The sequence below is a fragment of the Gilliamella sp. ESL0441 genome, from assembly GCF_019469185.1.
In the GTDB taxonomy this organism is placed as follows: domain Bacteria; phylum Pseudomonadota; class Gammaproteobacteria; order Enterobacterales; family Orbaceae; genus Gilliamella.
In genome coordinates, this window is the sequence record NZ_CP048264.1 from 612,472 (window position 1) to 638,355 (window position 25,884).

A 25,884-nucleotide genomic window follows, 5' to 3' on the forward strand; every position below is an offset into this window, starting at 1 on the left:
TTGATTCATTTATATAATAGGCATTATTCGTGTTAGCAGAACTTAATTATTTATATGGAAAGCCGAAGACAACGGGACAATACAAGCAACAATATGAAGATTTTGTGGTGACAGAAGATCTTGGTTTTGAATTAACCGGCGAAGGTGAACATGTCTTAGTTTATCTTGAAAAAAGGGATTGTAATACTATTTTTGTTGCTGAACAGTTAGCAAAATATGTCGGTATTTCGTCTAAATTGGTGAGTTATGCCGGTCTTAAAGATCGCCATGCAGTGACTCGGCAATGGTTCAGTTTACATATGCCAGGAAAAGAATCACCTAATTTTGATGATTTTGATTTGTCAGGTTGTCAGATTCTTAAGGTTACAAGGCATAATAAAAAATTAAAAATAGGTGCGTTAAAAGGTAATTACTTCCAAATTAGATTAACTAATTTGAGTGATAACAGTGAACTTGAATCAAAATTAGCTTCAATTAAGCAACATGGCGTTCCTAATTATTTTGGCGAGCAGCGCTTTGGTCGAGATGATAATAATATAACTCAAGCCTTAAAATGGGCTAATGGTGAAATTACCGTTAAAGACCGTAAAAAAAGAAGTTTTTATCTCTCAGCAGCACGTAGTGCCATTTTTAATGATGTTGTCAGTAAACGTATCGAACAAGGTTTGCATCAAACCGTTTTAGATGGTGATATTTTGCAATTAGCCCAACGAGGAAGTTGGTTTGTTGCGCAATCGAATGACCTGTCATTACTACAGTCACGCCTATTAAATGGTGAAATTAATATTACTGCGCCTATGATTGGGGATTCTCAACTTGGTACTCAATCTTGTTCACTCGAATTTGAACAAAAATGTTTAGCCAACTGGTCACAATTTACTGAATTATTTAAGAAAGAGCGTGTTGAAACCGCAAGACGTTCAATATTATTGCGCCCACAGCACCTTAATTGGCAATGGATAAATGATGATAGCATTGAAATTAACTTCTATTTATCATCAGGTTGCTATGCAACAAGTGTAATACGTGAATTGATTACAGAAAATGAGTAACTAGCATGCAAAGTTTAAAAATGCAGTCTTTAATTAAATTACTGCGTCAGCAAGGAATCAAAGATGAGCGAGTATTAGCCGCTATTGCTTCCATACCTCGTGAGTATTTTATTGATGAAGCTCTTTCTCATCAAGCTTATGATGATCGTTCTTTACCTATTGGTAGTGGACAAACTATCTCTCAACCTTACATCGTTGCACGCATGACTGAATTGTTAAAACTCAAACCTGATTCAAAAGTTCTTGAAATAGGGACGGGTTCAGGTTATCAAACAGCAATTTTGGCAAAATTAGTTGATCATGTCTGTTCGGTGGAAAGAATAAAGAGCTTACAATGGAATACTAAACGTCGTTTAAAACAACTCGACATTCACAATATTGCCACTCGGCATAGTAATGGTTGGTTAGGGTGGTCTGAGCGTGGTCCCTTTGATGGTATTATTGTTACCGCAGCCGCTTCTGAAGTACCAATTAATCTTGTTAACCAATTAGCAGATAAAGGTCGATTAGTGATACCCGTAGGAGTAAACCATCAGGTTTTACAATTAATTGAGCGTAATGGCGATAGTTATATAACGAAAAATATGGGCGAAGTAAAATTTGTACCTTTGGTGAAAGGTGAAATTGAATAACGCTGTTTATCTATATTAATGCCAATATCTCAACAGGTTAACTTAAAAATTGAAGTATCAATTTAGGTTTGTCTTACTGCTAGTCAAAAAATAGAAAATAAGTTTATTATTTTCTATTTTTTGATTATGAAATTATCCATTTAACGACAATCTGCTAATGAGACACAACATGTTAGGTCGTTTGTTTTGATTCAGATTGTTTCCATTCACAAATACCGTAAATGGCATTGAAAAGGTAGATTAAATATTGCGTTGCGATTACGATATTATTTGTATATATATTTAACCCAATCACTAACACATTTAATATCACCCATAAATACCAATTGAATGAATAACGCATCATTAATAGTAGTTGAGCTACAACGCCTAATCCGAAGATAAAACAGTTTGTAATTAATTGATAAACGGTATTTTCAACACCCATTGCGTTGGTTAAGTAGACGTTGAAAAATACTGCTGCGATTAGAAAAATCAGGGTATATAAAAAAGCATTTTCACTCAACGAACGCACTTTTACATTTTTATGTGTATCTTGATTTTTTTCCCAAGTGATTAACCCAACAATATGCGATCCAAAATAGTAGAAAGTTGGCAAGCCTGCGCCAATATTGTTACCCAAGTAATTGGCATAGCACTCTGCAACCACTGCCAGCATACCGATAAGGTTTCCCATATTTTTGCGTTTAGCCAATAAAATAACACATAGTAGCCCACAAAAAGCACCAATATACGAAACAAAATAACGTAAATTTAAATGGGTAAAAGGATCAGTATATAAAAAGGCTAACGTAACACAAAGTACACAAAATAGAGGGTAAAATTTATTACGTCCAATAAATATTGCAAGATGACTTAAATTATTCATAATTAATACTCTTTATCATTAATAAGTTGATTAACCAATTCAATACAACGTAAATAGCGCTCTTCGTAATCAGGTGAATCAATTGGAATATATTTGATATTATTTTTTTCAAGAATTGAGATAAGTAATTGTTGAAAATCTTTCCGTTGTTTTGGACTGCCTAGTGAACGTAGTCCGTCAGCAACCCATGGAGTGTTATTACCTAACAATATCACTAAATCAAAACGATAGTTGTTGATCATCGCCTGTAGAAAAGGGTGTTCTTTACCTTCATATTTTTTACAAAAAGCTTGAGTAGTAACAAAATCAGTGTCAATAAAAGAGACCTTATTGGCGTGTTTAATTGCGAAATCAATATATTGTGCATGACCTAATGCGATTTTATCGTAATCAGCATATTGTAAGGCACGTTCATCCCCCCCAAGCTGTGAAAATACATAATCACGGCCATATTCCCATGCACTAGTCGTATTGAATACATTGGCGAGTTTATTAACCAGTGTTGATTTTCCACTGGATTCTCCGCCTAAAATAGCAACAGTTCTAACAAAAAATGGTCTTACTTCAGTCGGAATATATTGCCAATTTTGCAGCGGAGCTTGACGGATTTGAGTCCCACTGACTTGCATAAATTTTCGTTCTGGATCGATAAGTACTGTTTCTAAATCGAATAAATCTTTATACATAGCGACATCTTGCGGTTCACTCGAGTAGACGCAATTGGGTTTTATGCCTTTTTCTCTAAATAGTTTTTTGACACGATCACTCCACTCAAGCCAACCGTTTGGATACGCAGGAATTCCATCTTCTTTTAATAATTCAATATGGATATTTTTTTGATATTTAAACGTTTGCAGTAACCAACGAATACGATCATTAATTGTTGGTTGGCGAGACATTGCACTTTGTTCAAACAGTGCCATATCACGGATAGTATCTGAACAGAGCACAACATAAAGTTCATCGACTTGACTAATGGCTCGTTGAATTAAATGAATATGCCCAGTATGTAATGGGTAAAACTTACCAAATATAACACCAACTTTTTTATTTATCGTCGATTCTTCAATTTGTAAATAGTGATGAAGGGATTTTAGTTTTTGTGCGCTAGGATTTTTAACCTTATCATTGATAAGTTGACTTAAATAACCTTTGGTCATTTTACAAGCATCGGCAACGGTTTGTAGGGATAAATTTTTTCGCTTAATTGCCTGTTTTAGATAGCTAAAATTACTCATAGCAACACCTCTCTTTTTGTGTTTTATATCTGTAACATAATTTATACTAATTTTATTAAATGTTCAATATATTAAACAATTAAAATAATTTTATCTTATTAATTTAAATCTAATAGTAATTAAATATAAAATAGGGGATACTTTTATAATCCTAAAAAAATAGGCAATCTTCATTTTAAGTAAAATTTGTAAATTAATACATAAAATCAGAATGATATAAGGGAATAATTCAATGAAAAAAATTGCATTAGCAATTGCATTAATTTCGGGAAGTGCTTTGGCTGATAATAACGTTAAATTAAATAAAGTGACATTATTTATTCAGGGCGCAGAATTACAAGGTCAGTCAACTGTTTCATTAACCAAAGGTGAAAGTGAAATAGTATTAACAGGTATTGCTAATGAGGTTAAACCAAATACAATCAATGTAGGTTTTGGTAATAATAGTGATGTCCGAGTATTATCTACATCATTTAATGATAAATATCTGGCTAACATTCGTAACGCCGAAGATATTCAATCAATTATTGAAAAACAGAAACAATTACAAGAAAAGCGCGATACAGTAGAAATCCAACTCAAAGCTGTTAAGGAACAAATTTTGCTTTTACAAGGTAACCGTTTAGATACTTTAGCTAAAAAAGGACCTGATGACTTAACAGCAATGAAAAATGTATTAGATTTTGTGAAAACTAATATGACCACATCGTTAAATGAACAAAATCGATTACAAAAAGAAGTCGTTCAGTTAGACGAGCAGATAAGCGAATATCAAAAACAACTAGATGAAAAGCAAACTAACAATGGAAAACTACACAATGCCGTTATAGTCAAAGTCGCTTCTGACAAAGATATAACGCTACCTATCACGCTTTCATATATCACAACTAAAGCAGGTTGGGAACCAGCTTATGATGTGCGAGTAGCGGATATCAATTCGCCACTCCAATTAACATATAAAGCAGAAATCCACCAAAACACTGGTTTAGATTGGCAAGATGTTGATTTTAGCTTATCGACATCTAATCCGAGCAAAAATATTACTCCACCAGATTTTAATCCATGGTATATTGACGTTTATAATGAAAAAAGCGGTTTATTTTTTTCCAGTTCTGAAAAACAAGAGTACTATGAACGTGACGCCAAATCGAAATTGGTTAATCCTAGTCAAATTGGCAATGTTAATACATTAGGTATCAATACCCAATTTGATATTAAATTACCTTATACAATCAAAAACGATAGTAAAAATAACATAATCACATTACAAACTAAAGATGTTAAAGCAAATTACCAATATGTTTCAATGCCTAAATTTAATAATAGCGTATACTTACTAGCGCAAATAAATGATTGGGATAAGCTGAATTTATTATCAGGAAAAGCCAATATCTTTTTCAGTGGTAATTTTATGGGGGAAACGATGATTTCAACCAAAAATACTAAAGGCTCATTGGATTTTTCATTAGGGCGTGATAAAAATATCTTAGTTTCCAGAAATCGTAATATAAAAGAGACCTCGACGCCTACACTATTTGGTGATGATGTTTCAGAAAAATATGCTTATACTATTGAGGTCAAAAATACTAAAGCGTTGCCAATAAATATTATTGTGAAGGATCAACTACCTGTTATCTTAAATAAAGCGGTAACACTTAATGATACCAAATATGATGGCGCAAAATATGACAAACAAACCGGATTATTAACGTGGCAATTCACCTTAAACCCAAGTGAAAGTAAAAACCTTAATCTAAGTTTTAAAATCACTTATCCAGATGGTAAAGAACGAGATATATATGGTTTATAAACCGAATAAAACAAAGTATAAAGTATGTTAATTACATGGTTAGAACAATTTAAGCAAAATAGTCAGATCAGTTTATTAGATCTTCATTTGGCTCAATTTTTGGTTAATAAAATTGATTGTGAAGATGAAGTCATTGCTAAACGTTTTGCTTTTTTAGTTTTATCCTTAAGTATGGAAGTAAGAGCAGGGCACGTGTGCCTTGATCTTACTCGATTAGAAAATATTGAGCCACAAATCTGGTCAGAACTTAATTCACCGACGAATAACGATTGGGTTAATGTACTTAAGTTAGCGTCTAATAAACATGTTGTCAGTTTTGGAGATCAACTAGCACCTTTAGTTTTTATTGAAAACAAACTCTATTTTCAACGCATGTGGTTAGATGAACGTTTTGTTGCGCGCTATTTCAATCAAACTCAATTGGATATTTCGCCAAACATCAATTTAAAAAAAATACTCGACCAACTATTTTCTCACAATAGCGCAAGTATTGACTGGCAAAAGATTGCTGTTGCTGTTGCATTAACACGAAAAGTTGCCATCATCTCTGGTGGGCCGGGTACAGGTAAAACAACTACCGTAGCTAAAATTCTAGCTGGAATAGTATTAAACAACCCGGCAACACGAATCGTAGCAGCTGCGCCAACCGGCAAAGCAGCATCACGATTAACAGAATCATTAGGGCGAGCAATTGAACAGCTATCTTTTGAATCATTAAATATTAAAACCGAAGCAGTAACACTTCATCGACTATTGGGCGCAAAAACTGATAATCGCTCGTTTAGTTATAACAAGAATAACCAATTACATATCGACGTTCTTGTAATTGATGAAGCCTCAATGGTTGATCTCAATATGATGGCGAGAATTATTGAAGCCCTACCTGCTTCTGCTCGACTAATTTTATTAGGTGACAAAGACCAACTTTCATCAGTTGAGGCCGGAGCGGTCTTTGGAGACTTATGTCACTTTATTTCAAATGGGTACAGCCAATCAAGAGCCGATGAGCTAAGCAAGTTAACCGGCTATACCATCCCAATTACGAACCAACCAGTAACAAAAATTGCTGATAGCATCTGTTTACTGAAAAAAAGTTATCGATTTAACGAGTCATCCGGTATTGGATTGTTAGCAAATGCAGTAAAAGAAGGGCAGTATCATAATGTTAAAAAGCTACTTGCTGATAATACTTTGCAAGATGTTAGTTATTATGAACTTTCATCACGTCAAACCTACCAAGCGCTTTTAGAAGACTGTGTTGAACATTATAAAGATTACTTAAATGCCATTAGGCATCACTCAAATAATGATATAGCTGCTGTTTTGGCTAAATTTGCTCAATGCCGTTTATTATGTGCTGTACGTGAAGGAAAATTTGGCGTAGAAGGATTAAATAAACAAATTGAACTGCTACTAGCTAAACATAAATTGATTAATTTAAAGCAACGTGAACAATGGTATATCGGTCGACCAGTTATGATTTTACGTAACAGCACATCGTTAGGTTTATACAATGGTGATATAGGAATTACACTAAATGCAAAACATGATAGTTCTAAATTGCGAGTCTATTTTCCATTTTCGGACGGCATCATTAAAGGCTTTTCACCTTATCGACTACCTGAACATGAAACAGCCTATGCAATGACAATACACAAATCACAAGGTTCGGAATTTGATCATGTAAATATAATACTACCTACTGAATTCTCACCGTTATTAAATCGCTCTTTACTTTATACTGCAATCACTAGGGCTAAAGAGTCAGTATCCATTTACGCTGATACAAAAATTTTAGAGCGGGTAGTTAAAAGTCAAATACATCGGGAAAGTGGATTAGTTAAACAAATAACAAATTATTCGCAAAAGTAAAAGAATTAAAAAGTAGATTAAGCAAGCACCAACTAATAATAGCTGGTGCTTTTTTATATATTAATGAATAATCTTCGCTAAAAAGTCTTTAGCACGATCTGATTCTGGGTTACTAAAGAATTGCTCTTTAGATGTATCTTCAATAATCTCGCCAGCATCCATAAAGATAACACGATGTGCCACTTTTCGAGCAAAGCCCATTTCATGGGTCACCACCATCATGGTCATACCTTCATAAGCCAATTCTACCATGACATCTAATACTTCATTAACCATTTCAGGGTCAAGTGCTGAAGTTGGTTCGTCAAATAACATGACAATAGGATCCATACAAAGTGCTCGTGCAATAGCAACACGCTGTTGTTGACCACCAGAAAGTTGAGCTGGATACTTATTTGCATGGGCAAGTAAACCAACACGATCTAACAATGACAATGCTTTTTCACGCGCTTCTTTTTCTGATCGTTTTAACACCTTGATTTGGGCTAGTGTTAAATTCTTTAAAATCGTTAAATGTGGGAACAGTTCAAAATGCTGAAACACCATACCGACTTTCGAACGTAATTTTGCTAAATTAGTTGATTTGCTAGTCACTTCAGTGCCATCAATAATAATTTTACCCTTTTGTACGGGTTCTAAACCATTAACCGTTTTAATCAGCGTTGACTTACCTGATCCAGAAGGACCACAAACTACGACAACTTCACCTTTACCAACTCGTGTTGTACAGTTTTTTAATACCTGAAATTGTCCATACCATTTTGATACATTTTCTAAGGAGATCATCGACTTATCCCTTTTTTGAAATAATTAACTAAACATGAAGCAGTAAAACAAATTATAAAATAAATTGCTGCTGCAAAAATAATCATAGAATATTTGACTGTGCCGCCTTGCACACTACCAATTTGAGTAACACTTGCACCAAATAGGTCAATTAAACTCATTACATAAACCAGCGAGGTGTCTTGGAATAAAATAATCCCTTGAGTTAACAGTAATGGAATCATCGATCTAAATGCTTGAGGTAATATAACTAAACGCATTGATTGGCTTTTAGTCATTCCTAAAGCATAAGCAGCATGATATTGACCTTTAGCAACAGCGCTAATCCCTGCTCGAATAATTTCAGAATAATAAGCGGCTTCAAAAAGTGCAAAAGCAATCATAGCCGAAGCAATACGCACATCTGCATAAGGAGGAAGATTAAACAAATGTTTAATAACCTGTGGTAGTGCTAAATAGAACCATAACAACACTAATAAAAGTGGAATGGAACGGAATAAATTGACATAGCACTTAGCAAAAACATTGAATATTCTAATGTTTGATAGACGCATTAACGCCAGTACAGTACCCCAAACTATGCCAAACACGACAGCAATAAAAGTTATTTTAGTTGTTAACCATAACCCACTTAATAATAATGGATAATTTTCAATGACCAATGAAGGAATATCCGCAATCCAATTAATTAACTGCATATTATCCTCCTTGACTCATATTTGGTAAACGAGTGTACTTTTCAACATTTCGCATAATAAAAAGGACAGCATAATTTATTATTACGAAAGCCAGAGTAACACCACACAATACTTCAATAATACAGTTTGTTGCATCATTGATACGTTCAATTTGCCCAATTAAATCAATTAGACCAATCGTAGAAGCTACAGAGGAGTTTTTAATAATATTGGTCATCTCTGATGTTAAAGGTGGAATAATCCTACGATAAGCATTTGGTAATAAAATATAGCGATAAGCCTGTTTGTTAGTCAAACCAAGCGCTATGGCTGCATATCGTTGTCCTTTAGGCAATGTTTGGATGCCGGTTCTTACCTGCTCAGCAATACGAGCAGAGGTAAACAATCCCAATGCAATAGCGGCAGTAATGAAGGCACTAACATTAGGAGACAATTCAGACATAAACCAAGTTTTAAAACTTCCGCTTAATAACTCTGGGAAAAGCATGTACCACAAAAACATTTGTACCAATAAAGGAATATTACGGAATATTTGTACATAGCATCCAGCAAACTTGTTTAACAGCTTGTTGTCTAATGTACGGCAAATACCAACTAATGATCCCAATATAAAGGCAATGATCCATGCGGTGATTGCTAACGAAATTGTGACAAAAACACCATCGAGTAGCCAGTTTAAGTAAATACCGTCTCCATAAGGGGTCGGCTCAAAAAATAGCATCCAATTAAAGCTTGATATGAAATCACAAATATGTTTCCAAAAAGCTGTAAAAGGTTCCAAAGCTAGTATTCGATTAAAACTCATAATATATTTAATTCACATAAATTAGATTATGTACTAAATGTTTTGACATTTAGTACAAAGGATTAGAAATAGAAGAAAAGTGTTAATCTAATGCTTTATCATTAGGATTTGCAAATAATTCAACCATTTTTGGTGAAATTTCAAGTTCCATATTTGCACCTTTTGGCGGCACAGGTTGAGTAAACCATTTATTATATGATTCTAATGCTTTTCCAGATGTTTGTGCATCAGCAATTGCCTTATCCATTAATTGCTTAAATTGAACGTCACCTTTTCTTAACATACAACCATAAGATTCATAAGAAAGCGGTTCGCCAATAATTTTCCATTCACTTGGATTAATTGCACGAGAACGCTCACCGGCTAATAATGCATCATCCATTAAAAATGCTGCTGCTCGACCTGTTTCAAGTGCATTAAATGCATCACCATGATCTTTAGGTGTAATAATACGGATATTTAATTTTTCTTTATTATTGATTTGATTCAAACGGATTTCTGATGTTGTACCTGCTGTAGTTACAACATTCTTGCCTTTAAGATCTTCAATACTATTGATATTGCTATCCGCTTTAACTAAAAAACGTGTGCCAACAATAAAGATGGTATTTGAAAAACCAACCGTTTTTTGGCGTTCAAGATTGTTTGTCGTTGAACCACATTCAAAATCATATGTGTAGTTATTCAGTAATTGTATACGTGTCTTAGAAGTAACTGGTAAATATTTTACTTTAAGATCAGGCATATTTAACTCTTTTTTGACCGCATCAACAATTAAGTTAGAATAATCTTGAGAATAGCCAATTACTTCTTGGTTTTTACCGTAGTAGGAAAATGGAATAGAAGATTCACGATGACCAACAACAATCACACCACTATCTTTAATTTTGGCTAATGTGCCAGTAAGTTCTTCAGCTACCGCCGAACCACTTATTAGACCTAACATTGCAAATGATAACACTAATTTGGTTAATTTTGTTTTTATGTTCATACTCATCTCCTACTGTTTAATTTGTATCATATTAAATAAATTTAATATTTTACAAAGGACGTATATTATAACTTATTTTTAAGCATAAAAGTACTTTTTACTGTTTATTTATATATTAACGGAGCTAATAACCAACAATATTTGTCAATAAATGGCAATAAATTGGTAATTTAATTTTATTTTGAACTCATTATTTTTAAGCAAAAATTGTGCCAGTATTGAGGTTTTATGAGCGTTTTTTTATTATCAGTAGAATAAACATAAATAACATTATGATTATATGTAGTTTATTACCCCACATGGCGTAAGGTGTTAAACCAGTTGTTGGTGATAAAGATTGTGTTAATACCGCTCTTTCAAATTGTGGTAATTGTTTGATAATTTTACCGTGATGATCAATTATTGCCGTAATGCCTGTATTGGTACTACGTATAAGTGGGCGACCAAACTCTAATGCTCTAGCTTGTGCCATTTGGAGATGTTGTTTAGGGCCAATACTGTTTCCAAACCAAGCGTCGTTTGAAACAGTAAGTAAAAAGTCAGTATCAGCTGTAAAATTTTTCCATATTAAATCAGATAAAATGACTTCATAACAAATCGCAGTGGTAAATTTGAACCCTTTTATTTTCAATGGGGGCTGATTACTATTACCGGGCTGCATTGTAGACATCGGAATATCTAATATGTTAGCTATTGGTTTTAGTAGTGAAGATAAAGGGGTAAACTCACCAAATGGCACTAAATGATGTTTCTGATAACGATTTGTGGTCGGGTACTGATAAGGTGATTTTTCACCTAATACTAAAAGGGTATTAAAAACATCAGCATCTTCTTGATATTTACTTTCTTTAAATCGATAGTCGATGATACCAACAGCAATTTCTGAATCATGACGTCTTGCTAGTTTATCTAAATAATATAAAAAGGGTTGTTGATTGATTTCATAATCAGTAATACTTGCTTCAGACCAGATTATGATTTTATTTTGACCTAAATTGGCTTGGGTCAGTTCTGCATAGGTATCTAACGTGTTGTTAAGCTGTTGCCTATTCCAACGTATAGATTGAGAAATGTTTGCTTGAATTAATGAAAAATCAGCCACTCGATGGCTATCAATTGTCGTCCAATTAATATTGTTGAACGAAAATGGTGCAACAAAGACTGCAAAAAGTGCAATAAACGCACCAATTAGGTGCTTATTTATTCTTCGTTTTGTTAATTGATGCAAACAATAAGCGAGCAGTCCACATAAAATAGTGGTGAGTAATGTCACACCATCTATTCCAATAATGGGAAAATAAGATCGTAATGGGCTGTCAAGTTGACTATAACCCAACTGTAGCCAAGAAAAGCCTGTTAAAATATTACTGCGTAAAAACTCTGTGAATTGCCAAAGAATAGGTGCGGCAAACACGAATTGCTTTAATGAAAATTGCATTGCAAAGCGTTTTAGAGAACTAAGCAGAAATGCAAATAACATAGGATAGAGTGATAGGTAAAGGATTAAAAGTCCTAAAATAATTAATGCTACAGGTGAGGGTAACTCACCGTACTGCTTAATGCTGATATAAACCCAATGTACACCCGCTGAAAAATAGCCAACTCCCCAACTTAGTCCTATCAGCATTGCTTGTTTTTTGGATTTGTCTGCTATAAGCCATAAAAAACCAGTAAAGGAAATAAAAGCTAAAGGCCAAATATGAAAGGGAGCATAACTAAAAACAGCAATACTCCCAAACAATAATGCTAACAGTAAATGTTTAAGCATTTTCAGATAACTCAAGATTAGGAACCGTTGCACCTTCAGGGATGGTGACATGAAGCTGAATGATTCGTCGACGATCGGCAATGGTCACTTTAAACTGATAACCATCAATAGTTATAGTTTCACCTCTTAATGGCAGACGTCCAAAATGTTGCATGACTAAACCACCTATTGTATCCATTTCGTCATCACTAAATTCGGTTTTAAAAACATCGTTGAAATCTTCAACAGGCGTCAGCGCTCGAACTGTATAAACTGAAGGGGATAAACGACGAATATCACGATCTTCAATCTCGTCAAATTCATCTTCGATATCACCAACAATTAACTCTAAAATATCTTCAATGGTAACTAAACCGGAAACACCGCCAAATTCATCGATAGCCATTGCCATATGATAACGTTCCATTCGAAACTCTTTTAACATATGATCAACTCGTTTACTTTCTGGTACGACAACAGTCGGGCGTAAAATTTTTTTCAAATCAAAATCATCTACACCTTGACGAATAAACATGAGGAGATCTTTGGCTAACAAAATGCCTTCTATATGATCTCTATCTTCACTGATGACAGGATAACGAGAATGCCCATGTTCAGAGATAATACTCAGACACTCATCAAGCGTATAATTATCTTTAATTGTAACAATTTGAGAACGAGGAATCATAATATCGCGAACTCGCTGTTCCGCAATATCCATTACCCCTTCAATCATATCGAGAGTATCAGGATCAATTAGTTCGTTTTCTTCGGCTTCCCGAATTACTTCAATCAGCTCTTCTTTATCTTTAGGTTCTGAATTGAATAACTGACTCAACCATAATGTAAACCCTTTTTTAGGGCTCCGATGATTGTCATCGCTCATTTGCTCGATTCCTTAGTTATTTTGCATGTGTAAATTATTTTTATACTCAAGCTAGGTTAATATGAATAAAATCAAATTAGAATAGTGTAATCAATACACTCAATTAGTCAATGGGTTGATACGGATCATCAAATCCTAATTGTTTCATAATATCGATTTCGATATTTTCCATTTCTTCTGCTTCTTCGTCAACAATATGATCATAACCAAGTAAATGCAAACAGCCATGCACTATCATATGAGCCCAATGCGAAATTAATAATTTATGTTGTTCAATCGCTTCTTTTTCTACAACTTGTTTACAGATAATCAAATCACCTAAAAGTGGCACTTCAATATCAATTGGCGACTCAAAAGGAAAAGATAATACATTGGTCGGTTTATTTTTTTGTCGATAGGTATGATTTAATTGTTGGCTTTCTGCTTCATCAACAATACGAATCGTAATTTCTGCTTGATCCATAAATTGAGGCAAAATAACGTTTAACCACTGCATGATTTGTTGTTCAGTGGGCAAGTGATCAGGCTGCGTTGTCGCAATTTGCAGATCTAAGATAATTTCACTCATGATAAACTCTGTCATTATTCTCGATGATAAGGATGATTAGTCGTTAAACTCCATGCTCGATAAAGGCTTTCAGCCACAATTACCCGAACGAGAGGATGAGGTAAAGTAAGGGGTGATAAAGACCAACTTTGTTCTGCTGCTGCTTTACAAGCAGGCGAAAGACCTTCAGGCCCACCAATTAATAAACTGACATCACGTCCGTCTATCTTCCAACGTTCCAATTGTTCAGCTAAATTGTGAGTGGTATAAGGTTTACCTGGAATATCAAGTGTCACAATACGGTTACCTTTACCACAAGCACTAAGCATTGATTCACCTTCTTTATCTAAAATGCGAACGATATCAGCATTTTTAGTGCGTTTTCCTGCCGGTATTTCAATCAGTTCTAAAGGCATATCTTTCGGAAAACGAGAACGATAATCATCAAAGGCTGTTGTGACCCAATTAGGCATTTTAGTGCCAACAGCGATGAGCTGTATTTTCACCTAATTAACCCCAAAGTTTTTCAAGTTCGTAAAGTTGACGACTTTCTTCTTGCATGATGTGCACAATCACAGAATCCATATCAACAACAACCCAGTCAGCATCATTTTGTCCTTCACTGCCTAAAACCAGATATCCATGTTTTTTGGCTTCATCAATTAAATGCCCAGCAATTGAAGACACGTGGCGATTTGATGTTCCCGTACAAATGACCATGTAATCAGTAATACTTGATTTACCTTTCACATCAAGAATAACAATATCCTTGCCTTTTAAATCATCAATTTTATCTGTAATGAAATCCTGTAATGACTGTTGCAAAATAAACTCTCTATCAATCAAAATAAAGCACTAGTATAACATATTTTTAAAAATTGCAGTGTAGATAAGCTATCGGCAAAAGTCATCTTACAAAATATTTAAATATCTTAATTGGTTTATCACTTGTTGAGGTTTGACTGTTTAACACTTTAAACAGTCAAAATATAAGGCATTCGCTAAACTAGAGCGAAATTACTCGATCAAATAACGGATTATCAATTAAACGATGCGTTACCATGAGTAAAGTTTTATCTTTACAGGTTTGTTGGATAAGTTTAATGATTTGCTGTTCCGTTTGTTGATCCAAGCTTTCGGTCGGTTCATCCATTAAAATCAAGGGTGAATGATGCAGTAATGCTCGAGCAATCCCAATACGGCGAATTTCACCGCCCGATAACGCACGCCCACCTTGCCCAATGAGTAAATCGAGACCTTTTTCAGTGATAAGTAATTTATCCAGTTCAACTTGATGTAAAACATCTATCAATTGCTGATCGGTAGCCTGCTCATTACCAATCAGCAAATTTTGCCGTAACGTATCGCTAAAAATGGTAATAACTTGTGGAACGACGGCTATAGCTTGGCGTAAGGTTTTTTCATCCAATTGATTAATTGGGATGTTATTCAAACAAATTGAACCGGAGTTTGGCTCCCAAATACGATTAATCAGATTGAGTAGTGTTGATTTACCACACCCGGTTTTACCAATCAATCCAATATGCTCACCAGATTCAACTGTTAACGAAAAATCCTTTAATATGATAAAAGGTTGATTTGGATAACTAAAATTAACTTTATCAAAGTGTAATTTAGCCATTGTTAAATCAAGTTTTTTACCTTCTTTCACAAAGGTAATTTCAGGTGTTTGACTAAAAATAGCTGTTATACGGGATGCCGATGCGATGACTTGCCCTAAAAATATAAAGGCATTAGGAATGGGCATTAAAATTTCTGCACTGGCAAGACAAACAAATACAAATAAGGCAACTAATGGCGAAAGTGTATATTGAGTAATGAGCCATAACACAAGCAGTGTTAAAAAACCCGAAATCAATAAAACTAATGCACTCGATAGTGCCATTAACGTTGATTGACGTTGTTGGTTACTAAGCCACTGTGATTCAAGTTCATCAAGTTTATCGCGATACTTTGCTTGGGCATTAAATAAAGTAAGTTCAGCTTGCCCTTGTAAATAGCTAATCAGTTGCGAACGATAATCGCTTTGTTGTTTTGCCAATGTCTCGCCTAATTGTTTACCGGCATAATAAAAAATCACAGGTACAGCAAGCAAAGTCAGCGTTAGAATAATGGTGATGATGAGCGCAATAGGTAGATTAATGTAACTTAATCCGATAAATAAAATCGCGATCATTATCAATGCGGTTACAATGGGTGAAAAAAGTTTTAAATAAAGATGATCAAGCGCATCAATATCGACAATAAATCGATTAAGCAAATCCGCTTTTTGATATTGTGCTAATTGATTGGCACTTAATGGTAATAGTTTGCGAAAAGCTAATGTCCTTAAATAGGCAAGAATTTTAAAGGTTGTATTATGATCAACTAAACGCTCCATATAACGTGCTGCCGTTCGGGTTATCGCTGCTGCTCGAACGCCAGCAGCAGGCAGCATATAATTGAAACTATACAAACCAGCTACACCTACAAAAGCGGTTGATGCTAAAAACCAACCAGATAAAGAGAGCAAAAACACACTTGCAAACAGGGTGAGAATCGATAAAGATAAACCAATTAAGATTTGCCAAAAATAGTGCTTATACAGAGCAATGTATGGACGCAAAATCGCTAGCATGTGATCTCCTTAACGTTACAATTTAATTGACCATGAGCCAGTTGCCAAACTTGATCTGCATACTGCATATCGTCCGACTGATGGGTAATTGTAATCGTATTAGGGGCAATATTATGTCGTTCTAAATGATTAATTGTTTCCTGATCTAAGCTTGCTGTAGGTTCATCTAAAATCAACAATTGGCAAGACTTCAGCATCGCTCTGGCTAAGGCCACGCGCTGTGCTTGTCCAATCGATAACCGGATAGCATCTTCGCCAATAAGGGTATCTAACCCCTCGGGCAATTTAGCCACAACGTCAATAAGCTGTGCTTTACAAATGACGGCTTGAAGTTCTTCATTACTGGCATGCGGATTACCAAGTAAAATATTATCTCGTACAGAACTATTTAAAAGATAGGGATGTTGACCAATCCAACTGACTTGTTTTTGCCAATCAGTGATATTTAATTGATTAAACTCAATCCCATTGATTTTTAATGAGCCTTGATAAGGTAAAAAACCAAGTAAAACTTGCATTAACGAACTTTTCCCCTCGCCACTGGTTCCTATTAATGCTAATTTAAAAGGCGCCTTTAGCGAAAATGATAAAGGGCCAACAATAGGGTGTCGCTCGTTGGATAATACGATTAAGTTATCTGCTTCAATAGATTTTAATGACTCATTAAAGGGAATCGATTTTACTGGATGTTCAGCATTTATTGATGAATTTTCTTCACTTAAAAAAGATTCAATATTATCAGCGGCAGCAATAGCTTCGGCTTTCGCATGATAATAAGTGCCTAAATCACGTAAAGGTTGAAAAAATTCTGGCGCCAAAATTAACGCAAAAAATCCAGCGAAAAGCGTGACTGTGCCATTATAAGAACCAAAATCAAACTCGCCTAAATAAGAAAATCCAAAATATACCGCTACAATGGCAATTGAAATCGAGGTGAAAAACTCTAAAACGGCAGAAGACAAAAAAGCGACTTTTAAAACTTGCATCGTTTTAACGCGAAAATCTTCGGATGCACGGTTGATCTCTTGAGCTTGTTTTTCGCCTTGATAAAACAATCTAATGGTATTGAGACCTTTTAATCGATCTAAAAAATGACCGCTTAGATAACTCAATGCTTTAAAGTGGCGACGATTAATATCCGCAGCACCCATGCCCACTAAAATCATAAAAATCGGAATTAATGGCGCTGTAGCGAGTAAAATCAGTGCAGCAGCCCAATTAAATGGAAAGATTGCGATACAGATTAAAATAGGTACCATACTCACTAAACGCATTTGCGGTAAATAGCGTGCAAAAAAATCTTGAAGATTATCGACTTGTTCGATGATCAAAGTACTCCATGCACCGGTGGTACTTCGATTTAAATAGGCAGGGCCCAATTTTTCAAGTTGATTGATTAATTGATGACGAATCTGTTTTCTAACTTTTTTGCCTAAAATAAAATTAATTTTCTCTCGTAAATAAAGTAAACCGGCGCGGACTAGAAACACAATAACCAAACAACCAAAATAAGGCAAAATGTCAAAAAAGCTGTGTTGCTCAATAATTAACTTTTGTAAGATCGTTGCCAACAAAGCTGCTTGAAAGATCACAAAAATGGTTAACAAAAAGCCGGTTAAAGTTGAAGCACGCAAGTCAGATTGATATCCTTTTGCATGCTGTTTTAGCCAATTTAATAAATAAGTCTGACGTTGTTTATCTAATGACATGAATATCAATATTTTTCTATTTTAAATTATCTAAATAGTGTTCTGCATCCAATGCTGCCATACAGCCCGTACCTGCCGAAGTAATGGCTTGCCGATAAATGTGATCCATCACATCGCCTGCTGCAAAAATTCCTTCGACACTGGTTTGTGTTGCTCGACCTTCTGTACCAGATTTGACTTTAATATATCCATCTTTTAACTCAAGCTGTCCTTCGAAAATAGTGGTATTCGGTTTATGACCTATGGCGATAAAAACGCCCATGACAGCGACTTCTTCACTGATATTCGGATCTTGTGTACTGAGTAGTCTTACACTCGTTACGCCCATATTGTCGCCCAAAATTTCATCAACAATTCGATGAGTATGTAAATTCACTTTTCCTTGTTGTACCTTTTCGTGCAATCTATCCATTAATATTTTTTCTGCTCTAAAAGTATCACGGCGATGAATTAAGTGAACTTCACTTGCGATGTTTGCTAAATAAAGTGCTTCTTCGACAGCCGTATTACCGCCACCGACGACAGCCACTTTCTGATTACGATAGAAAAATCCATCACAAGTCGCACAAGCCGACACCCCTTTACTTTTAAAAGCTTCTTCAGAAGGTAAACCAAGATATTGGGCGGAAGCACCTGTCGCTATAATAAGGGCATCACAACTATATTCTGTGTCACTGCCATAAAGTTTATAAGGCTTAGTGCTAAAATCGACGCGATCAATATGATCGAAAATAATTTCGGTATTAAAGCGTTCGGCATGTTCTCGCATTTTAACCATCAATTCAGGCCCTGTTAAATCAGGCGTAGCTGCAGGCCAATTTTCGATTTCTGTGGTGGTGGTAAGCTGTCCGCCTTGTTGTAATCCGGTAATTAAGGTAGGGGACAGATTAGCACGTGCGGCATACACCGCTGCAGTATATCCAGCAGGGCCAGAACCCAATATTAATAAACGTACATGTTTTGTCTTCATTTTAAAATCCTTACTTATTTTGCTCTGGCATCTTATTATTAATTTTCGTACGAAAAATTTTTTTTATTACTGACAGCCAACAAACAGTCTACCAATTGATATTAACGATATTTCTGGGTCACAAGTCTATCATTATCAATCTCATTCTGGCAAAAAAATTGATTATTGTAGCGATAGGTAAACACAATATATTTATTTAAATGGTGATAACCTGATTATCTTTTTGTTTTCAGTTTTTTTAATTGAATTTAAACTTTTTAAAACAATATTTGTTTTAGTTTTGAGTTTTTTACGTTTAAAATGTGCTTTTTTCTTATTCAAAACCTGTTACTTAATTTGATAACTATTATTCATTATTTTTAAAAATGAAATCCTAGCAAGATGGAGGGAAATAAAAGTGAATAATCCTTCAAAAGAAAGCGTAGAAGCCGTACTACGAAAAATAAATTGGGCGCAAGAAATTTTAACGTCATTGCAACAAAATGTTACTAATCCACAAATTGGTAATATTTTATCTGGTGTGGTGTTTATTATGGAGTCGGCATCAGTAGATGCCGAAACATTATATCAGTCGGTTAAATGAGTTTTAGTGTTGTTTTTTTCATTTTATTCCTTCCGTCGCCATTAGGCACGGAAGTTTTTTTAATTTGATAGATAAGTTGTGATATCTTCAAGTGGCCAGCGAATTTTTGTTGTAGGCTCATTTAATCGGTAACCGAAAGCTAAACATAGCCCTATTCCATAAGATTCAGCACTGAATTGAGGCATATATTTTTCAAGTAGTTTAACCACTTTATCGTATTCAAATCCCCCAATAGCACACGAATCAATACTTCGATAAGCTGCTGCTGTCATCATATTGGCACAAGCAAGATAATCTTGCATTTCTGACCAATGATTAATGGTTAGTCCACTCGCTAAACCATGCTCACAAAAATTGATAAAATATTGACTGGCAACATCAATAGCGGTTTGATCATTTTCATCAGGCAAACTACGGGCAACTGTTCGACGCAAATACTCACTCTGTAATGTAAAATTATTGGCTTTACGATAAAGCACAATGACAAAATGTGAACAACTTGTTACCTGTTCTTGATTGTAACAAGCTGCACGTAATTCCGTTTTGATTTTATCATTATCCACAACGACAAAATGCCAAGGCTCAATACCAAAAGAAGAAGGTGATAACCGACCCGCTTCTAAAATGTACTCCATATCAGCCTGATCTATTTTTTTCGTTTCATCAAATCTTTTGCATGCATGCCGAAAATTTAATGCTTGAGTAAATTGATCCATATTCTCTCCTAAGTTTTTTTATTCCATGGTGCAACCACAAAAAGTAATAACATTCCTGGTATAGCAAGAAAAAAGCACAACCAAAAAAAATTAGTCCAGCCTAAATAAGAGGTTAAAAAGCCAGACATAGAATTGATTAATGTTCTCGGTATAGCTGAAAAACCTGTTAATAAAGCAAATTGGGTTGCTGTGAATAGCGGGCTTGTATTTTTAGAAATATATGTAACCAATGCTGTTGCCCCCATACCCACTCCTATTGATTCGCAACTGATTACAATCCCCAACATAATTAATTGTTTATAGGTTATTGATTGAAAAGGTCCTTCACAAGATAAATAAACAAAACCTAAAATTGAAAACATCTGAACAAAACCAGATATCCATAACGAACGATTTAATCCAAATTTTGATATAAATACACCACCAATTAATGCGCCCAAAAGGCTAGGCCATACGACAGCATTTTTAGCTATAGTACCAATATGCCTCATTTCAAACTTCATATCCAAATAGAAAGGTGTCGCTAAAGATGTTGCAAGACTGTCCCCGAGTTTGTACAGAGCCACAAAAGATAATACAAATAAAACTTTTGGGAATGATATACGCTTAATAAATTCAATTATGGATTGCACGAAAACGGATTTATCCGATGGAATATAATTATTATGCATTGGTTCCTTTAACATCATTGTAATAACTAGCATTGGAACAATGAAAGCTGCAGTGAAAGCAAAAACTTCAATCCAAGATAAATAATCAGCAAGAATTAGAGATAAACCACCAGGAATAAATCCAGCTATTCGATAAACGTTAATATGTATGCTATTTCCGTTACCAAGTTCATTATCACTTAAAATTTCTCTTCGATATGCATCGATAGCAACATCTTGTGTTGCTGAAATAAATGCAGTAAGTAAACTAAGGAACACAATGATATCAATATTGTTTTTCGGTGTCAGAAAACCATATATAGGTATGATGAACAACAAGCTTAATTGTGTTAAAAGCAACCATCCTTTTCGATATCCAAGCGAAAAAGGTGAAATACGATCTAATAATGGTGCCCAAAGAAATTTTAATAAATATGGTATTTGTGTTAGTGTAAAAGCGCCAATTGTTTTAATATCAACACCACCAACTTTTAACCAAGCCGGAATTAATTGAATTATAAAGAAAAATGGTAATCCAGAACAAAAGCCTGTATAAACACAAAGCAACATTTTTCTATTTAAAAATGTACCAGTTAATTTCTTATTCATTATTTATCATTATTGGTTAGTTTTTTAGCAAAGTGCTATCATAACATATCATTGTCAAAATAATCACTAAGGTCAAAGCAAACAACTCATTCATTTTGGCATTTGGCTGAAATTATTTTATTTAGGTTTACAATGTCTGTATAGTTTTAATGAAACTATAAAAAACAGAGACAACTAAACATGCGTTAATCACCATGAACAGAGGTGCAACAAAATGAAACATTCAATCAAAATTGCGGTTTTCAGTAGCAAACACTACGACAAAGAACATTTAGAGATTGCCAATAAAAAATTTGGTTTTAATATCGAATACTATGACCATAAACTCAGTCATAAAACAGCGGTAACAGCCCAAGGTTATGATGCCGTTTGTGTATTTGTTAATGATGAAGTTGATAAAACCGTTTTACAAAAACTTGCGCATTGTGGGGTAAAAATCTTAGCGTTACGTTGTGCAGGATTTGATAATGTTGATATTGCTGAAGCCAAAAAATTAGGCATTACCGTTGTCCGTGTACCAGCTTACTCACCTGAAGCAGTAGCCGAACATGCCGTTGCACTCATGATGACGCTCAATCGACGTACACATAAAGCCTATCAACGTACTCGTGATGCAAATTTTGCTCTTGATGGCTTAACTGGATTCAATATGCATAATCGTACTGCAGGCGTGATTGGTACCGGAAAAATTGGACAAGCAGTGATCCGAATTCTAAAAGGTTTTGGCATGAATATTTTAGCTTATGATCCTTTTCCAAATGATATTGCAGTCGAATTAGGTGCACAATATGTTCAACTTGATGAACTCTATGCCAAATCTGATGTGATTACGCTTCACTGTCCAATGAGCCCAGAAAACTATCATCTACTTAATAAAGCTTCATTTGAAAAAATGAAAAATGGCGTCATGATTATTAACACCAGTCGTGGTGGATTACTGGATGCCACAGCAGCAATCGATGCCTTAAAGCAAACCAAAATTGGTGCATTAGGGATGGATGTTTATGAAAATGAACGAGACCTCTTTTTTGAAGATAAATCGAATGATGTTATTTTAGATGATGTATTCCGCCGATTATCATCGTGTCATAATGTCATCTTTACGGGACATCAAGCATTTTTAACTCAAGAAGCACTGCTGAATATTTCTGAAACCACCTTGAATAATATTAAACTCATTACAAGTGGTGAACCTTGTCAAAATATTGTTTAATAAAATAAAATACATTATCATGTTGTCTAATTTTTAACACTTTAAATATGGATGGATTATGCGACGTATTGTGATTTTATTTAGCATGTTAAGTTTGCTTGTTGCGTGTCATAGTAATAAGTCAACAACATCTCCAATGCAACAACATCGAGGTCATTCAAATGTAAAAGGTGGTGTTTATCTCGAAAAAGAGCATGATCTTGTTATTGTTAATAATGCACCATTAGCTATTGAGCAGGAAAAGTTTATTGATAAAATGGTCAATAAACATCGGTTTGACCGAGAACAACTTCGAGAAGTACTAGCACAAACCACCAAACTCGATTGGGTTATAAACTTAATGGATAAACAAGCACCACAATCAGGGCCTTCGACTGGCCCTAATGGTGCATGGCTGCGTTATAAAAATAAATTTATCACGCCAAGTAATCTGCCAAAAGGGGTAGAGTTCTGGCATAAATATGAAAAAGAGTTAGCACGAGCTTATAAAGAGTATGGTGTCCCACCTGAAATTATTGTTGGAATTATTGGCGTTGAAACAGGCTGGGGCAGAGTCATGGGAAAAACAAAAATTATCGACGCACTCTCGACACTTGCCTTTTATTATCCAAGACGTTCAGCTTATTTTGCTAAAGAACTGGAAGACTACTTAATCATGTGTCGAGATGAAGGCGTAGATCCGTTTGATTTGACAGGATCATTTGCTGGGGCAATGGGTTATGGTCAATTTATGCCATCAGCATTTAGAAATCATGCGGTGGATTTTAACCATGACGGTCATATCGATTTGTGGGATCCTGTAGACGCGATTGGTAGTGTTGCTAACTATTTTAAAGCCTATGGTTGGCAAAAAGGAAAAAAAGTGGCTGTAAAAGCGGATGGGGAAGCATTATCGCTTGAAACAGGGTTTAGTACCAAATATTCGATCGAAAGATTGGCCAATGCAGGATTGAAACCAGAAAGCACATTAGATGGCAATAAACAAGTTAGCTTATTACGGCTTGATATGGGCGATCGTTATCAATACTGGTATGGATTACCTAATTTTTATGTCATTACGCGTTATAATCACAGTAGCTATTATGCCATGGCGGTATGGCAGTTAGGCTTAGCCGTAAAAGCGGCAAAATAAGATTACAACCTAAAGACAAATATAAATGTTTTGCTATATTCAGGTCACCAAAGGGTGACCTTTTTAATGGGTAAAGATAGCCAAGAATGAAAATATGATTAGACTTATCAAGAATCATTAAAGAATTTGCGTGAAATATTCCTTAAATTTATTGTTATCAAACAATTATCATCAGTATTAGTCTGGCACAAAAATTTATTAAACTTAACATATTCATTTGTCAATTATGGTCAGTTGATATATAATGCCCCGTCGATTTCAACCGCCAAATTTTCATGTTCCTTGCTTTCAATGGGTTGCGGTTGCCCCGACAGAAAGCTGATTAATCCGTAGGGAGCGATAATGCGTCATTACGAAATTGTTTTTATGGTTCACCCAGATCAAAGTGAACAAGTACCGGGTATGATCGAACGTTATACTGGTACATTAACGACTGACGGTGGAAAAATTCATCGTTTAGAAGATTGGGGTCGTCGTCAATTAGCCTATCCTATCGAAAAACTGCACAAAGCACATTATGTGTTAATGAATGTTGAAGCGACTCAAGAAGCTGTTAACGAGCTTGAAGATAACTTCCGTTTCAATGATGCAGTCATTCGCAGTTTAATTATGCGTACTAAACATGCTGTAACTGAAACTTCACCAATGTTAAAAGCTAAAGATGAGCGTCGTAACGCTGAAGAAGATTTTAGCGAAGTAAACATGGACGATGATTCCGAAGAATAATCGTTTGGTGTTATCGGGTATTGTTACTAAGACCCCGATAAGAAAGATCAGTCCAAGTGGAGTGTCACACTGCCAATTTTATTTAGAACATGTTTCTGAACAAATTGAAGCAGAACTCACAAGGCAAGCATGGTGCGTAATGCCCGTTATTGCCAGCGGACAACAAGAGTTAAGTTACATAAAAAAAGGCAGCAAAGTATTAGTGAGTGGCTTTATTAGTACACACACTAAACGTAATCAAACAAGTCAACTTGTGTTACATGCTGACCAAATTAAACTATTAGGAGAATAGCCAAATGGCACGTTATTTCCGTCGTCGCAAATTCTGCCGTTTTACTGCAGAAGGCGTTAAAGAAATTGATTATAAAGATGTTTCTTTATTAAAAAGCTATATCACAGAAAGTGGTAAAATCGTACCAAGTCGTATTACTGGTACTAGCGCAAAATATCAACGTCAATTAGCTCGCGCTATCAAACGCGCTCGTTACTTGGCATTATTACCATATACTGACAACCATCAGTAATTAGCAACAGAGGGAACATATAATGCAAATTATTCTACTCGATAAAGTTGCTAATTTAGGCAGCTTAGGTGATCAAGTTAATGTTAAAGCGGGTTATGCGCGTAACTTTTTGATTCCACAAGGTAAAGCAGTACCTGCGACTAAAAAGAATATCGAATTCTTTGAAGCGCGTCGTGCTGAATTAGAAGCAAAACTTGCTGAGACATTAAAAGCGGCTGAACAACGCGTTGCTGAAATTAATGCACTTGGTAAAGTGACTATTACTTCTAAAGCTGGTGATGAAGGTCGTTTATTTGGTTCTATTGGTACACGTGATATCGCTGATGCGGTTAAAGCTCGTGGTATTAACGTATCAAAAAGCGAAGTTCGCTTACCAAATGGTGTATTACGTAACACAGGTGAATTTGAAGTGTTATTCCAAGTACACAGCGAAGCTTTTGCTAAAGTTATTGTTGAAATTATTGCAGAATAATTATCTTCAA

Annotated in this window: 27 protein-coding genes; 11 read left to right on the top strand and 16 right to left on the bottom strand. The window is 35.0% G+C overall.

All coding sequences use genetic code 11. The features are described 5' to 3' along the window. Positions 1 to 29: 29 nt before the first annotated feature. Entirely contained in the window at positions 30 to 1,052 is a 1,023-nt protein-coding gene (truD, locus tag GYM75_RS02800) for a tRNA pseudouridine(13) synthase TruD (RefSeq protein ID WP_220216657.1), read from the top strand. A gap of 5 nt (positions 1,053 to 1,057) precedes the next feature. Beyond that, on the top strand, positions 1,058 to 1,684 hold the full coding sequence (locus GYM75_RS02805) for a protein-L-isoaspartate(D-aspartate) O-methyltransferase (protein ID WP_220216658.1): 627 nt from the start codon (positions 1,058 to 1,060) through the stop codon (positions 1,682 to 1,684). A 172-nt stretch (positions 1,685 to 1,856) separates the two neighbouring features. Here the strand turns inward: GYM75_RS02805 and pnuC are convergent, their stop codons facing one another. Both pnuC and nadR read right to left on the bottom strand, forming a co-directional pair. Further along, positions 1,857 to 2,552, bottom strand: a complete 696-nt coding sequence (gene pnuC / locus GYM75_RS02810; protein ID WP_220216659.1) for a nicotinamide riboside transporter PnuC — start codon at positions 2,550 to 2,552, stop codon at positions 1,857 to 1,859. A 2-nt stretch (positions 2,553 to 2,554) separates the two neighbouring features. Next, positions 2,555 to 3,790 carry a multifunctional transcriptional regulator/nicotinamide-nucleotide adenylyltransferase/ribosylnicotinamide kinase NadR gene (gene nadR, locus GYM75_RS02815; RefSeq protein ID WP_220216660.1) on the bottom strand — a complete coding sequence of 412 codons (1,236 nt, stop codon included), beginning with the start codon at positions 3,788 to 3,790 and terminating at the stop codon, positions 2,555 to 2,557. 232 nt (positions 3,791 to 4,022) lie between these two features. On the opposite strand from nadR, the gene GYM75_RS02820 reads away from it, so the two are divergent. Both GYM75_RS02820 and recD read left to right on the top strand, forming a co-directional pair. Beyond that, positions 4,023 to 5,600, top strand: coding sequence for a DUF4139 domain-containing protein (locus GYM75_RS02820; protein ID WP_220216661.1), 1,578 nt, complete (start codon positions 4,023 to 4,025; stop codon positions 5,598 to 5,600). Between the two features lie 24 nt (positions 5,601 to 5,624). Next, a complete protein-coding gene (gene recD / locus GYM75_RS02825; protein WP_220216662.1) occupies positions 5,625 to 7,472 on the top strand; it encodes an exodeoxyribonuclease V subunit alpha in 1,848 nt (615 codons plus the stop codon). 60 nt (positions 7,473 to 7,532) lie between these two features. On the opposite strand, the gene GYM75_RS02830 is transcribed toward recD, so the two are convergent. The 12 genes from GYM75_RS02830 to trxB all read right to left on the bottom strand — a co-directional run bounded on the left by GYM75_RS02830 (position 7,533) and on the right by trxB (position 19,249). Then, entirely contained in the window at positions 7,533 to 8,258 is a 726-nt protein-coding gene (locus GYM75_RS02830) for an amino acid ABC transporter ATP-binding protein (RefSeq protein WP_065559141.1), read from the bottom strand. Further along, on the bottom strand, positions 8,255 to 8,956 hold the full coding sequence (locus GYM75_RS02835; protein WP_220216663.1) for an ABC transporter permease subunit: 702 nt from the start codon (positions 8,954 to 8,956) through the stop codon (positions 8,255 to 8,257). The genes GYM75_RS02830 and GYM75_RS02835 overlap by 4 nt, the downstream gene beginning before the upstream one ends. A gap of 1 nt (position 8,957) precedes the next feature. Beyond that, positions 8,958 to 9,677, bottom strand: a complete 720-nt coding sequence (locus tag GYM75_RS02840) for an amino acid ABC transporter permease (protein ID WP_255556824.1) — start codon at positions 9,675 to 9,677, stop codon at positions 8,958 to 8,960. A gap of 166 nt (positions 9,678 to 9,843) precedes the next feature. Beyond that, a complete protein-coding gene (locus GYM75_RS02845; protein ID WP_220216665.1) occupies positions 9,844 to 10,752 on the bottom strand; it encodes a glutamate/aspartate ABC transporter substrate-binding protein in 909 nt (302 codons plus the stop codon). Positions 10,753 to 10,978: 226 nt separating this feature from the next. Then, complete coding sequence (gene lnt / locus GYM75_RS02850) at positions 10,979 to 12,520, bottom strand: apolipoprotein N-acyltransferase (RefSeq protein ID WP_220216666.1); 1,542 nt, start codon at positions 12,518 to 12,520, stop codon at positions 10,979 to 10,981. After that, the gene (gene corC, locus GYM75_RS02855; protein WP_220216667.1) at positions 12,513 to 13,385 is read right to left on the bottom strand and encodes a CNNM family magnesium/cobalt transport protein CorC; all 873 of its coding nucleotides are present in this window, start codon (positions 13,383 to 13,385) and stop codon (positions 12,513 to 12,515) included. Before corC ends, lnt begins: the two co-directional genes overlap by 8 nt. A gap of 103 nt (positions 13,386 to 13,488) precedes the next feature. After that, entirely contained in the window at positions 13,489 to 13,953 is a 465-nt protein-coding gene (gene ybeY, locus GYM75_RS02860) for an rRNA maturation RNase YbeY (RefSeq protein WP_220216668.1), read from the bottom strand. Positions 13,954 to 13,967: 14 nt separating this feature from the next. Beyond that, positions 13,968 to 14,438, bottom strand: a complete 471-nt coding sequence (gene rlmH / locus GYM75_RS02865; RefSeq protein WP_220216669.1) for a 23S rRNA (pseudouridine(1915)-N(3))-methyltransferase RlmH — start codon at positions 14,436 to 14,438, stop codon at positions 13,968 to 13,970. Between the two features lie 4 nt (positions 14,439 to 14,442). Continuing rightward, positions 14,443 to 14,760 (bottom strand): ribosome silencing factor, encoded by a 318-nt coding sequence (rsfS, locus tag GYM75_RS02870; RefSeq protein WP_220217275.1) that lies wholly within the window; start codon positions 14,758 to 14,760, stop codon positions 14,443 to 14,445. A gap of 178 nt (positions 14,761 to 14,938) precedes the next feature. Further along, the gene (cydC, locus tag GYM75_RS02875; protein ID WP_220216670.1) at positions 14,939 to 16,570 is read right to left on the bottom strand and encodes a cysteine/glutathione ABC transporter ATP-binding protein/permease CydC; all 1,632 of its coding nucleotides are present in this window, start codon (positions 16,568 to 16,570) and stop codon (positions 14,939 to 14,941) included. Continuing rightward, positions 16,564 to 18,279 (bottom strand): cysteine/glutathione ABC transporter permease/ATP-binding protein CydD, encoded by a 1,716-nt coding sequence (gene cydD, locus GYM75_RS02880; RefSeq protein ID WP_220216671.1) that lies wholly within the window; start codon positions 18,277 to 18,279, stop codon positions 16,564 to 16,566. Before cydD ends, cydC begins: the two co-directional genes overlap by 7 nt. Before the next feature lie 16 nt (positions 18,280 to 18,295). Then, a complete protein-coding gene (gene trxB, locus GYM75_RS02885; protein WP_220216672.1) occupies positions 18,296 to 19,249 on the bottom strand; it encodes a thioredoxin-disulfide reductase in 954 nt (317 codons plus the stop codon). 397 nt (positions 19,250 to 19,646) lie between these two features. Between trxB and GYM75_RS02890 the strand changes: the two genes are divergently transcribed. Then, positions 19,647 to 19,832: a hypothetical protein gene (locus tag GYM75_RS02890; protein WP_220216673.1), complete on the top strand. Its 186-nt coding sequence runs from the start codon at positions 19,647 to 19,649 to the stop codon at positions 19,830 to 19,832. A 59-nt stretch (positions 19,833 to 19,891) separates the two neighbouring features. Here GYM75_RS02890 and GYM75_RS02895 read toward each other — a convergent pair whose 3' ends face one another. Together GYM75_RS02895 and GYM75_RS02900 are read right to left on the bottom strand one after the other, a co-directional pair. After that, positions 19,892 to 20,548 carry an NAD(P)H-dependent oxidoreductase gene (locus GYM75_RS02895; RefSeq protein WP_220216674.1) on the bottom strand — a complete coding sequence of 219 codons (657 nt, stop codon included), beginning with the start codon at positions 20,546 to 20,548 and terminating at the stop codon, positions 19,892 to 19,894. Between the two features lie 8 nt (positions 20,549 to 20,556). Next, positions 20,557 to 21,807: an MFS transporter gene (locus GYM75_RS02900; RefSeq protein WP_220216675.1), complete on the bottom strand. Its 1,251-nt coding sequence runs from the start codon at positions 21,805 to 21,807 to the stop codon at positions 20,557 to 20,559. Positions 21,808 to 22,033: 226 nt separating this feature from the next. On the opposite strand from GYM75_RS02900, the gene GYM75_RS02905 reads away from it, so the two are divergent. From GYM75_RS02905 to rplI, 6 genes are all read left to right on the top strand, one after another. Beyond that, positions 22,034 to 23,020 (top strand): 2-hydroxyacid dehydrogenase, encoded by a 987-nt coding sequence (locus tag GYM75_RS02905; protein ID WP_220217276.1) that lies wholly within the window; start codon positions 22,034 to 22,036, stop codon positions 23,018 to 23,020. 58 nt (positions 23,021 to 23,078) lie between these two features. After that, complete coding sequence (gene mltB / locus GYM75_RS02910; RefSeq protein ID WP_220216676.1) at positions 23,079 to 24,152, top strand: lytic murein transglycosylase B; 1,074 nt, start codon at positions 23,079 to 23,081, stop codon at positions 24,150 to 24,152. 342 nt (positions 24,153 to 24,494) lie between these two features. Then, complete coding sequence (rpsF, locus tag GYM75_RS02915) at positions 24,495 to 24,878, top strand: 30S ribosomal protein S6 (protein ID WP_065559156.1); 384 nt, start codon at positions 24,495 to 24,497, stop codon at positions 24,876 to 24,878. Further along, a complete protein-coding gene (gene priB, locus GYM75_RS02920; protein WP_363317378.1) occupies positions 24,865 to 25,170 on the top strand; it encodes a primosomal replication protein N in 306 nt (101 codons plus the stop codon). The genes rpsF and priB overlap by 14 nt, the downstream gene beginning before the upstream one ends. A gap of 4 nt (positions 25,171 to 25,174) precedes the next feature. Further along, positions 25,175 to 25,402, top strand: a complete 228-nt coding sequence (gene rpsR, locus GYM75_RS02925) for a 30S ribosomal protein S18 (protein WP_025314965.1) — start codon at positions 25,175 to 25,177, stop codon at positions 25,400 to 25,402. A gap of 22 nt (positions 25,403 to 25,424) precedes the next feature. Next, positions 25,425 to 25,874 carry a 50S ribosomal protein L9 gene (gene rplI / locus GYM75_RS02930; protein ID WP_220216678.1) on the top strand — a complete coding sequence of 150 codons (450 nt, stop codon included), beginning with the start codon at positions 25,425 to 25,427 and terminating at the stop codon, positions 25,872 to 25,874. Positions 25,875 to 25,884 lie beyond the last annotated feature (10 nt).